General features: G+C 50.6%; 6 protein-coding genes. All 6 read right to left on the reverse strand.

Going from position 1 to position 12,581, the window contains the following annotated elements; genetic code table 11:
- Positions 1–339 (reverse strand): hypothetical protein, encoded by a 339-nt coding sequence (locus ACYVGO_RS13345; protein ID WP_460969678.1) that lies wholly within the window; start codon positions 337–339, stop codon positions 1–3.
- 63 nt (positions 340–402) lie between these two features.
- Positions 403–1,182, reverse strand: coding sequence for a hypothetical protein (locus ACYVGO_RS13350; RefSeq protein ID WP_460969679.1), 780 nt, complete (start codon positions 1,180–1,182; stop codon positions 403–405).
- A 161-nt stretch (positions 1,183–1,343) separates the two neighbouring features.
- On the reverse strand, positions 1,344–1,661 hold the full coding sequence (locus ACYVGO_RS13355) for a hypothetical protein (RefSeq protein WP_460969680.1): 318 nt from the start codon (positions 1,659–1,661) through the stop codon (positions 1,344–1,346).
- A gap of 34 nt (positions 1,662–1,695) precedes the next feature.
- Complete coding sequence (locus ACYVGO_RS13360; protein ID WP_460969681.1) at positions 1,696–2,298, reverse strand: hypothetical protein; 603 nt, start codon at positions 2,296–2,298, stop codon at positions 1,696–1,698.
- Positions 2,295–10,583: a hypothetical protein gene (locus tag ACYVGO_RS13365; protein ID WP_460969682.1), complete on the reverse strand. Its 8,289-nt coding sequence runs from the start codon at positions 10,581–10,583 to the stop codon at positions 2,295–2,297. The genes ACYVGO_RS13360 and ACYVGO_RS13365 overlap by 4 nt, the downstream gene beginning before the upstream one ends.
- Before the next feature lie 12 nt (positions 10,584–10,595).
- Positions 10,596–12,446, reverse strand: a complete 1,851-nt coding sequence (locus ACYVGO_RS13370; protein WP_460969683.1) for a TonB-dependent receptor — start codon at positions 12,444–12,446, stop codon at positions 10,596–10,598.
- Positions 12,447–12,581: the final 135 nt, after the last annotated feature.

Here is a 12,581-nt window from a genome sequence, read left to right on the forward strand (position 1 = left end):
TCATTTTAATTCGTTTATGTATTCTCGTACTTTATCTGCATTTTCATCTTGCTTAATAAAATAATCTGTCCAGTTCTTTTTTACTTCGTCAGGTATTTCGAACTGAATAGCTACGCCTTGATAAGTTCGTTCAATAGTCTTGTCATATTGAGGGCCAATCAGGCTTCTGCGATACACAAAATCTTTCCTGATTGTGTACTTCCTTAAAACTAAATCATGAGACTTTTTAAAATCCCATATCAAGGCCAATTGCTCTCTGGCTTCAGCTTCTGTGGAAAATATCTTATCGGCCAGGAAATTACCTGGCCCAGGCTGGGTTCGATATTCAATACAATACATCTCTTGTGCAGCGACTGCCTTTAAATCCTCTACCAGTGTATGAGGTTTATGAGGTGGTAAGCCCTACCTTTCTGCAAAAGCATAATTTACCGCATCCGCGTCTATTTTTCTGCCCTCTAGAAAGGGGTTAGCTTTGACTAAGCGTACTTGCTCTTCAAAAGCATCAATCTCATCCAAAAATTCAGCGTACTGCTCGGGATGCTGATTTAGTTGAGTCTTGAGTTTGCTCGCTGTCTGTTGGGCATTATCAGAAAGTCGGACATCAAATCGCGCTAGCTCACTCTCTACATACGTCTGCTTAAAGATCGCCTTCAAGCCTACACTACTCAAGCGGCCAATGCCCCAACACAACGACAGCTTGCTCCAGTTAGCAGCCAGAGCAGGATACACATTGGCCACCTCGTTCTTGAAAGCCGTGCTCAGCACAATATCTCCCATCCCTAAACCTAGATCAATGGCCCCCACCACAAAACCTGCCGTTGAACCACTTTCCACTGCGGCCGCGATTTCCCCCACTCCCACTAAACTTAACCCTGCCATCACGTCCACTTCGGCGCTGGTTTTCCATTTGTTGATCGTCGATTGGTGAAATAACGAATACACGTATAGGGCGGGTAACACATACGCTTCGCCCTTCGCAAAGCCAGACCCACTTACTTGAAAGTCGTTTTCAAACGAGACCAGCAGATACTCATACGGGTTGGTCGTAACCTTGTAGGTGGAATTACTACCCGTAATGAACTGGCGGGCTGATAAACTTACCTGCCCATCAGATCCCAACGATTGGCTATTGATGGTACCCAACCAGTTATCATTGAGGTGAATGAAGCGTTTCTGAGCCACCGCCGTTTGGAGATCAAAGGGTTGTGTCCGGGGCCTGGAAGCTATCGCCAGTTGCGAAATGACGGCAATCAGGTTGGCAAAATTAGCGTTGGTCAGGTTGTCAATCTTCTGACAAAAGGTCGTTAACAGGGTTGAGTTGGCAGGTCCTTGATTGGGCTGAATCAGATAATCCAGAATGGCCTTTCGGTCGCCGAAAAAGTTGCCTGGCTCGTTTTAATCAGCGAAATAACTGTTCCTTCGCCATCAGCGGCAAAGCTGCACCCACCCGGCAGGGTGCCTGAGGTGAGGTTATATTGCGCCAGTAGCCTCAGCAGTTTTTTACGGGTATCCAGATCCAGGCGGGCATTCAACAGGTCCCGATCTGAGTTTTTCAGGCTGCTGTTGTAGACACAGCTATACACCTTGCAAATTAGATCGGCACCGGCCTCTGGCGGAGTGGCAACTGGACAGACATAAGCCGGATTGTTGACAATGCCCACTAATGCGGCCTGCCGATCATCGCTTTGCTGAATATTACTTCACAAATCCTCGTTGGTTATCTTCCCCTAGCCAAGGAGGGAGCGTTTTATATTGTAAGTAATAGGAATCAATGGCATCTAAATAATCATCATCTGTAGAAGTAATATAAGGTAGTTCCTGTGCATATTTTTGAAGATTGGCAGATAACGTATCTCCTAGACCTATTCGATACATAATCGGATGGCGCTCTTGATCGATAGAAAAGCCTCTTTCAAGTATCCTAATAGAATACTCATAGGGATTGTGAACATTTAACTTTTTAATTTTAGGGTCTTCTGAAACAAGATACCATCCAAGAAACATTTTAATATATGTATAGCCATAATGGCCATATATAAAACTTTTATTTTTCCAATTGCTTTCAATTATATCCAACACATCACTTTCAATAAAAATATTGTTAAATATTCTATCCAATATATTAAAGTTAAAAGCCTCTTCGTTTAACTCTTCGTTTAATTTGACATTTATTTCATATAGCATTCTTAAGTTTTCTTTTAAAAGTAATTTCTCACTTATTAGCGAAATTTTTTGTCGATCTGGGTTAGGCAATCCATTAACACGGTCAAAGGCAGTCTTATTATAGCTTATTTTCATTTCACTTTCGTTAAAATTTCATTAACAATTGGATCAAGCCTTGTAAAGTTTCCATTAAAGGGACTAGGTTCCTGATTAAATAACAGTCTACTCTTCCAAATGTATTCTGGGTTGCCTGACTTATCACCGATTGTTAAGTCATGAGCGCCAAAACTATAGGCATTCGCATCTGTGTTACCTAATAACCCCCTATAAGAAATCCCCTCTTTCATTAACTTACTTTCAACGTACTCGTGGGCTATTATGCGAATAAAATCAGCTTGAGCTTCTGCTTTAGGCTTTGTAAACTTAAAACCTTCCATAATATAAGTAACGTCTTTAGTAAAGCCATGTTCAGCAGCCGCTTTCCAGAGCGCAATGTCTTCAGCCGTTCGCTCAAACCGACCTACCGTTAAGCTACCCTCTAAAGGCACTAAATGCTCACCCACAAAGAAATGCTGCTTGACCTCACTAACTATACTTTGAGGAATGCTCAAATTCGTCGCTATCTTAGCCAAGTCGGTATTGTCTCCAGCAATAGCTATAGCATCATCCAATACTTTTAAATCTGGGATACTACCCGCTTCTACTACATAGTTATATCCTTTGTATGTGTAGGGTGTCGATAAACTCTTACCCAACAAAGCAGCGACTTGTTGATACCGGGCTTGTTTGAGTAAAGTCTGGGCCTGAATTTGGCTAGTCCATATATCGGCATTGGCGCCAATAAGTGCTTTCCCTTCATCGGTATGAATCAGCCAAGTATCAATTGAAGCCGTATGCCCATCCAGAATCGTTAAGGCTTGATCACTGGCCTTGGCAAACGAACTCCTGAACACCTCTTGAGTGGCTTCGTCCAACACACTCACTTTTTTCAACAGATTGGGATACTTGCTCAACCAAGCCACTAAAGCCTGATTCTCCAGTTTGAGTACCAGCTTGTCGACATCAGGATCATTGAGTTTGTTGGACAGGCTTTTTAACTCGGCGGTGAGGTTCGTGAATTCAGCGTAGAACCGAGTGACCCCATACAACATAGTATACTTGTTGTATTTATCCAGAAACGCTCGACCATCTGCCGTTTGATTCAACTTCGTTGCCAGCACTTCGTTAATGGCAATATCGCTACCGAACACACCCATGTCCAGCAAGGCCAAGGTAGTCTCCAGACCCGTTTCAGCCGCCATGATTTCGCCCACCCCTAAGGCGGCAAACACCCCATAGGCCCCATACTTAGCCAAATCCAGCCGCGTCTGGCGCTGCATGGCGTTCATGATCTGGTAGACCAATACGGCGGGTAAGGTATAAACCCGACCAGCTTCAAAGGGCTGGCTACCCGCTGCATAATCCTGAGCGAATTTGACCACCACATAATCTAGCGCATCAATCTTACGCTTGAAAAGCTGCGTGGTCGATAACCGTATACTCACCTCAAAGCTGAGCAGGGTTTGGTTGGCATTGTACTGAGCCGACAGGCTATACCGATCGGTGAAGTTGCCCAGCACCAGGATATTGCGCTTGGCCCGATCTTGTCGTTGGAGGATCGAAGACCAGGACTCCGAGGAGGGGTAATATGTGCTCACCCAACTGGTCAGCAGACTCATCAAGGCATCGAAGTTGGCCCCATCCAGATTGGTGATGAAGGCTTGCAGGGGCGAGTAGCTGGTCTGAACTAAAGAGCCATAGATGTGATCCAGGATGGCCTTTCGATCATTCTCCTGGGTCGAACTAAGCAAGGACAGGATGGCTCCCTCCCCATCGGCCGAAACGGCACAGCCCACCGGTACCCAGCCAGAGGTCAGGTTATATTGAGCCAGTAAAGTCAGCAGCTTTTTACGGGTGTCCAGATCCAGGCGGGCATTCAACAAGTCCCGATCCGAGTTTTTCAGGCTGCTGTTGTAGACACAGCTATACACCTTGCAAATTGGATCGGCATTGGCTGCTGGCGGAGTGGCCACCGAGCAGACGTAGGCCGGATTGTTGACAATGCCCACTAATGCGGCCAGCCGATCATCGCTTTGTTTTTTGTAGGTCTGTAACTGAGCCAGATGGCGGGCCATATCGTAGAGGAACGGCGAGCCATTGCCTTCAACAGTCTGGAAGTGCAGATCGGGAAACTGGGCCAGAATGTCCAGAATCTGTTTATAAGTATCCTCATCGTAACCCAGAATGACACCCGGTTTGGTCTTGTTGATCTCGATGAACGCCCGGTAGCGGGCAATACCCGTCTCTTCGTTGGGGTACTCGATATCGTTTACCCAGTCGGTCAGCGCAGGCTTAGGGGCAATATCAACGGGTTTGCCATTGACCACCGTTTTTTCGGCCTTAGCCAGAAACGCCGTCTGCTCGTAATAGCCCAGAAAGGCCAGTGTGGTTCGGCTAAACAACGGAATGTAGGTTTTCTCCCCTCGTTTGAACTGCATGAGTACCCCATTGATACTGACCGTACAGGCCTTCACACCCGGCACAATAATGCGCTTACCTGCCGGGGAGAAGTAATACTCGGGGCATGTCCCCGGATCGGCCAGCCGGGCGTTGGGATCGCCTACCCGAAGCCCATTTTTACGCTTAAACGTTTCGATTTCCCGCTCCACAAAGTCGGTGTCGATCACGTCCTCATCGGCAATAGCCTCCAGGGCATTGCTCACCAGTGCGTTCACTAAGTCGTTGTTGATCACCTTTTCCAGATCCGAGACGAGCTGAATGTCATCGGCACTTGGGGGGACATTGGTCAACGCCTTCACTACATTAGCACAATCGCCAGCTTTCAGATTAGCCACCATGGCATCGGTAATATCGGCCAGAGCGATTCCCTGTTGCTGAAGCGCAGTTTTGATCGCGGCTAATTTCTCCGCTTCACTACCCTGAACCACACTCAGCTTATCGCAAAGCACATTGGTCAGCAAGGTTTTGACGGCCGCCTGTTTGGAATAGTAGCAGGGACCGGCTGCAGTCAACCGCGCTCCGTCGGCCAATGTGCTATCCTCAGAGGCTGCTTCTCGTCCTCCACCATTGATATTAGTGGACAGTGTGATTTCGCTATCACAGTAGCCTTCATCATAAAAACAGCGCCCATAATAGGTCGTGTTCCGTTCTGGCCGGGGAACTATTACGTGCAGGATGGGGGTCAATGACGCTCCATTAAGCAATTCCGTTGAACGACTATAATCCGTGTAAAACCGTAACCTGCCTTTTCGGGCGTCACACTGTTTGTCCACCAGACCCACCAGATCGGGTAGATTAGATTGGCTACGATTATCATCATCGGCCTTCCTTAAATAGATAGCAAAGACCCCCAGATTAGGATGGCCATTTCGTTTTACTTTGTCGACCTGATACTGATTCCCATTCCAGGGAATGCCAAAGGTGGCCGCCCCTGATCCGGCATAATAAGAAGCGCAGTTGCCACTGGGTCTCTCCCGATAGGCAGTCGAAGGAGGAGTTACTGATGAAGCTACAAAACGATGATTGATCGTAACCGGATCATACATGGTGATAACCACCCGGGTAGTACATCCACCGCCCGAGCCATTATTCGTAATCAGGTAAGAGAATACAGTAGGTTGCGTAATTGACGAAGTGGATGCGGTATACTTCCCTCCCCCCATGTTGGTTATGGGTGGTGCTCCGTTTTCTGGCAGGATTTGAATAGAGGTTCCACCAGTAACAGTAAGCTCAATGTTGTTGTAAGAATTAGTCGGGAAGAAGTTGTCCTGCGAGTTTGTATAGACATAAAAATTGCAGGGATCGATTGGAATAGGAATTGCCTGTTCGGCAACCTTGACTTCTACAGGCAAAGTACTATTGTTTAAACTACAGGTAGCCGTATAGATGTAGGTGCCTGGTTTTGTAAGCGAGATATGTGTATTGCCTATTTTGCCTGGAACGGCCGCAACCTGGGCTTTGCTCGGGTCTTGCCAGGTCACTGTACCATCGGGTATAGCTGGGTCAGCATCCGTACATCCAGTGGATTGCAAGAGTATATCCACAGAGCCACCACCTGCTAAAATCAGGCCACTGGCTTTCGGTGTAACCTTAAAGTCAACGGGTGGCTTTTTCCCTTTAGAGACATTAACCGTTACGGTCGCAATCACCTGAGTCAACTCACATTTGGCGTCGAAGTGATAGTCGCCTTCTTTGGTGAAGGATCGTTTGATGGAACCCGTCTTATCTGAAGCGATTATCGGGGTAGGCTGATCGTGATCGGTCCAGGTAATTGTACCCGACTCGTTGGAGATGGCGCAACCAGTAGCTTTAAGGACGACATCTTTGGCCTCTGACCTATTCCAGGGTATTACAGCAGGAACGGGAGTTGTAACCGTAAACTCAATACAAGGAACTGAAGGTAAAGGGGTAGCAAAGGAAGAGTTGGTGGGAGGTTGATAGACATAGGCTACTCTGCAACCTTCATAGCTTGCAGAAAAAACAGTTGGTATTTTTGGGTAACCAATGCCCCTCGGATTTTTAGATATTCCAATATCATCCCATATAAAGAAGGGACTATTTACCAATCTCCAGACAGGTTTACCGTTACTAGTCTCATTAGCCGAATTCGAATATAACCATAAACTACCACCACTTTCTCTAATGACAAATGAATCTTCGCATGTACGAGAATTAGGAGGAACTTCAATAAAACCCGTGCTTGCAGTACAACCAGTAGTCTTGCAACGGGCGTTTACAGTAAATCCTAGCCGTATATTTTCAAAGATAATTTGGTTGTTTATAGCCCCTGGAACTACTGGATTTCCGTAGTAGATATCCTTGATAACATCTTTGGTTGTGATAATATTAACATTGCCTTTATCTCGGTCCCAAAGGGTTTCACCAAGACAACCTGTCGATTCAACCCTTACTTTTTTTCCCCGTTTACTTAATATATCATCTGCGTTACTTTGATTGGAAACCCCCAGCTTAAATTCACATTTTGTATAAACCGTACCGGCGTTCACCAGACAGGAGGTGCCAGTACGGTCTTTACAGAGTAGGGTGTAGGTTTGACTCTTGTTTTGAGTGGCCGTAGAGTAGATGATAGCCGATTGCTTTGTGCTGACTAGGCCAGCATCAATCGGGTACCCTATGCCCCAACGAATGTCACTGGCACAGCCCGTTGACTGGAGAACAATGGGCTGCCCCTGATCAATCGTTGTTGGACTTACCTTCGCCACTACGCCTGTACAGGCCTTATCAACAGTAATGGTTTTAGTGTCAGAACAGGTAACTGGTTGTGGCCCGTTGCCATTATCCACCTGTAACTGACAATGACTGGTGTAGGTTGCCGTTTCGCTGGGGCGAAACACCTGGGTAGTGCCGAACGTCTGGGGTAATCCTTTTCCTGTCCAGGTTACAAAACCTTCTTTACCACCGGCATCCCGACAACCGCTCACCGTTAAGGTCACTTCAGTGCCTTCAATCACCCGCAGGGCCGTAGCATACATCCCCGCCGAACAAACCGTGCCCACCTGAAAACTGTTGCTGGCTGCATCACTCACCAAATTCTCACTCCCATACGCAATGACCTCATACGGATAGGCCTGATTCGAGGCCAACCCCTTTAAGGTATACTCATTGGAGGAGGGGTAAACGGTCCGTTGCGCACCTGATTCATCGGTGTACACCAACTTATAGTTCAGATGCTGGCTATTCTTGTCCCAGGTAATTTTGACGGTGTGATCATCCTGAACGGTGTAGGCCAGATTCTGAGGAGCAGCAATGGATTTGGTTAAGGTCGTAAAGGGGGTTCCACCATAGCTACTCACCAGGGTACTACCCTGGTAAGCGTCAATGCTGTAGGTGTAATTAGTCCCTGCTTTCAGCTTGACCAACTCGATAGTTGGACTCGTCACGATCTGGAGCAGTTCGCCCCCACCTTCCAGCTTATAATGCACTACATATTTGGTGAACGATGGGTCCCCCTGCCAACTCAGCTTCACGCTACTGTCAGTTAGGTTACCGAGCCTGGCCAGAGCGATGCCTGGTGAGGCAGGTGTCGTTGTGGTAGGATTGGTGAGCTGGCTAAGTTGAGCAAACAAAGCCTCGTACCGAGCTGTCAAGATCGATAAGGCCGGAACCCTACTCCCGCTCTGAAGGGCCGTCAGCGCCTGATTGACCTGACTCATCAACACCGCCAAACTATCCCGGATTCCAACCACCAAGGGATCGCGACTACCCTCATACACCGATTCGAAGGAACTCTTGATCGACTCGCTCCCCTGAGCAATAGCCGCCGTGTATTGAGTCAGGCTTTGCCGGGTGGCCACGCTCAGCGTCTGAGATTGGGGATGCCCCAAACTCACCACTACCGAGTCATACTTGGCCAACGCTTCGCCTAAAGTCCCCACAAAAGCCAGTGCCTTACTCGAATCCGTAGACGTCTTACTGACCAGACTGGCAATCAGGCTCCGCTGGGCCGCCAGCACCTCCGCCTGAGACGCCCTCTTGATGCGAAAATAACCCGGCATGGAGGTGCCCGTAGGGGAAATGGCATACACGCAGCCCCCATTGGTGCCCGGCTCGCCCGCTTTGGCACTCACCCCCGAAAACTCCACCAGCACCATCGTCCCGTTTAGAAACGGCAACCGCGCCAGCCCTTCCCCCGATAAGGGAGAACCTCCGCCCACCTTCGTCACAAACACCGCATAATCATAAATACCCAGCACATCCCCCACGCTCAGGCTGCTCAGCTCCCGATCCCCCGTGGGCAAACCCACCGTCGGGTGAGGTAGCTCACAGCCCGCAAAGCTGCTGGCCTGCATGGCACAATACGGCAGTGTCAATAGGGGCAAACCCGTACCCGTAGGTGTCGTGCCTGTAGAACTGGTCGAGCTGCCGGGTTGAGCAGACGTTACCACGCTCCCCGTCGTCGAGCCAGGCTCATTAGTTGCTCCTTGAGTCGGGGTTACATTCGTAGAAGAGGACCCATTGATAGCGGTACTACTCGTCGGATCAGTATTGCCACCTGGGCCGGATTGGACGGTCCCCGACTGGATGGCCCCCGGCTGGACTGCCCGGGGATAGTTGCTGTACAAGGCCGATAAACTGGTGGGTACCTGGAGCTGGCCATCCACCCCCGTCTGCACACGAATACCAATCGGATTCGTTAACGCCAACGGTAACTCGGGTGCCACAGCCGGCGCTTCATCCCGGATGTTCCAACTCTGGATCTCACTGGCGGCCGAGGGAGCCGAACCCCCACAATCCGACCGCATCCGAAACAGATAATCTGCCGTGGGGTTCAGACTCCCAATCACCTGAGAGGTCCCACTCACCGGCAGACTCTGCCAGTTGGCAGCAGTCGCCAGCTTGTACTCCACCACATAGCCCTGTGCCCCTTCCGTTCGCGCCCAGCTCAGCTGCACCCGATCCGTGCCCAGCGACTGGATCGAGAACGCCGGTGGAACACACTCCTTGCCGTAACGAAACCAGCTCACCTGACTCCGACCCTGGTTGACAAAGTTGGTTAGCTCTCCACTCAGATCACTCACCGTCACCTGTACGGCGTAGCGTTTGCCCACCTCCAGGGGCTTGATCCACTGGGTGATGTCGCCCGCGTAGCTGGTGGTGGGCACCGTGACGTCCAGCCGGGGTTCAGTGCAGGTGAGCATCACCAGCTCGGTGGGGTCGAACTCGTCGGGCACTTCACAGACCTGCAGGTGATAAACGGCCTGGGTGGTAGGGGAGGCAAAATGGCGGGGTGCCCAGCTGATGGGTACCTTTTGGAGGCTGGTGACGGGCACCTCACTGCCCACCAGGGGCAGGTTGAGGATGGGTGGCTGGGGGTAAGCCAGCACCATGTAGGTCTCACTCACATTGGAGACCACCTGTCCCGTGGCCGCTTCGAAGGCCTGCACCTTGAGGGTATAAAAGCCTTCGGGCAGCTCAATGGCGTAGATCGAGCGGGGGTCGATGCCCTGGGTCTCGATGGCGGCCGGATTGAAGTAGTTAGCTTGCAGATCGCTGCCCCGCAGGCGGTTGACCACGCCCCGCTGGAGGGTGATGAAGGAGGGGGGCAGGTAAGTGTCTCTTGACTGGACCCGGATGCCCACCCCGTCGATGCTCCATTTGAGGTAAACCTGAACCGTGGACTTGGTGAGGTCCTTGAGCAGCAGGTCGACCAGGAGTCGTTTGTCGGAGGAGAAATAGTCGGAGAGTCGCTGGGAGAAGGGAGCGGCAAAGTAAGCCGTGGTTTGCACCGGATAGTTCTGAATTTGCTGTGCCTGCGTGAAAAAGGAAGTCAGGCACAACACCAGCAGGCACAGGGAACGCAGGCATGACAATCCAGTACGGTATCGTAAATAAGTATTCATCAAGGTGGGTGGTTATTGCTTGCGCAGGCTAAATTGATACGACAGCCCCAGGGTGGCTGTCAACTCGCTGAAGTTGGGCAGATAGCGGTCGGTGCCGGTGGCCTGGCGGCTCAGGTAAATCAGGCTACTCGTCAGGCTTAGCTGGGGCATCAATTGCCCCGACAGGCTCCAGCGGGCATTCAGGCTTTGCTCCTGGGTATCTAATGATTCCTGAGTGGCTGAACTACCGGACGTCCGGCCCCAGGTATACAACCCGCTCAGACTGGTTTTCCAGTGAGTACTGAGCGTTTTACTCAGGCTCAGCGAGGGACCCCACTGGCGGCTGGGCAGGTTGCTGAAGTCACTATGGCTGAAATTGAATCCCGTTGTCAGCAGTAGTTTCCGGCGGTTGTGCTGGTAGGTGTAGTCCAGGCTGAGGTTGGTCAGGTTGCTGCTTGTCTGCACACTTCCCTGGCTGTCGTTGCCCCGCTGCAGCAGCCCGTTGAGGGTAATGGACTGGTTAATATCGGGCGAGGAAGCGGGCAGTGTCAGGGTGCCCATCCCCATCAGGTTCTGGTTGATCTGGCGGAAGTTGAGCGTATCCAGGGCGTTGTAGGGGGTTACCTGCCGGAGGTAATCGTAGGTAGAGCGAAGGTTAGAGTAGCTGCTAAAGTTGGAGTAGCTCAGCAACAGGTTCAGTTTATCGGTGGGCAGGTAGGTCAGGTTCAAACTACCCACCAGCCGCCGGTTGGTTTTGAGTTTCTGCTTCAGCACGTTATCCTGCTGCACACCCGCCTGGCCACTCAGGGTCAGGCGTCCCTGTAGCAACTGGGTGGCCAGCTTGCCCTCCACGGTTTCCAGATCGTTGACGAAGTAATACGCCCCCAGAGTTCGGTAGTTGGGGTCGACCCGGCTGTAGAGCAGGCCCGTCTGCAGGGTCTTGGTCCGATACTGAACCTCCAGCCGGAACGCTTTCCGGTAGTCGGTCGAGGCCCGGGGCGTAAAGGTGCCGCCAAAGGTGGTGAACAGATTTCGGGTAGCTCCTTCGGGGGTGGCCCGGCTATCGTTGGTGATGCCCGAGACGGCCAGTTCGGTCGAGACCAGGAATTGTTTGTAGATCGCCTTACTGCCTTTCAGCGACACAACGGCGTTCTGTTGGGGCAGACTATTGTATTCATCCAGCGAGTAAGGCAGGGAACCGGTGCGGTCGGAGGCCGTGAAATAAATTAGTTCGATGGCGTCCTCCTGTTTTCGATAGCCCAGTTGAATCCCCAGCCCCTGCTGCTTGTAGGATGGGTAGTTATTGCGAACCTGCGACGTGGTATCGACCTGAATAGCGCGTTGGAGGTTGCCCAGCATGAAGCCCGCAAAGAAGAGTGAACTGGCCGATTTATAGGTCAGCCCAATGCCATCGTAGCGACGCCCGGCCAGGGTGTAGGGTGAGAACTGCATGGCACAGGTGCCCAGTTGGGCCGTGAAGCCCTTGTAGGTGGGTCGCAGTTGAAGCCGGTTGAAGGGCTGCCGAAACGGATTAGCCCCAAATTGAGCAAGCGGATTGCCCACGTTGACCCCACTACTGTTGAGGGCCTGATTGGAGAAACTAAACGAGATGGGCATCTTGATCTTGCCGAACAGATCGGCCGTCAGATTACCCGTATAGAGAATATTGAGGGGCACATTCCGATCGGGAATGCCAGAAGCATGGTAGTACAGGTGATTCCCCGTAATCATACCCGACAGCCCGATGCTAGGCTTCGGCACCAACTTTTTCAGGTTACCCATCGGATTTTTGGTCAACTGGTTAACCAGCGAATCGACCGCCTGCGCTGAACCCTGAAAACTTAGGCTCAGCAGCCCTAAACAAATACAACTGGAACGAATCATTGGAAACGGTGGGTAAAAGGCCGAAGGCAATGGATAATGTATGATGAATAATGTATGATGAACCGAGCGGGTAGCCCCGAGAGTCTGCTTTCAGAAATCAGCAGGTGAAGGGCCCTCATTATCCATTGCCCATTA

The sequence above is a fragment of the Spirosoma migulaei genome, from assembly GCF_054776855.1.

What these genes read in the sequence shown, in the direction of transcription:
- ACYVGO_RS13345 (WP_460969678.1), bottom strand. Translation starts at nt 339, where the DNA reads ATGTATTGTATTGAATATCGAACCCAGCCTGGGCCAGGTAATTTCCTG.
- ACYVGO_RS13360 (WP_460969681.1), bottom strand. Translation starts at nt 2,298, where the DNA reads ATGAAAATAAGCTATAATAAGACTGCCTTTGACCGTGTTAATGGATTG.
- ACYVGO_RS13365 (WP_460969682.1), bottom strand. Translation starts at nt 10,583, where the DNA reads ATGAATACTTATTTACGATACCGTACTGGATTGTCATGCCTGCGTTCC.
- ACYVGO_RS13370 (WP_460969683.1), bottom strand. Translation starts at nt 12,446, where the DNA reads ATGATTCGTTCCAGTTGTATTTGTTTAGGGCTGCTGAGCCTAAGTTTT.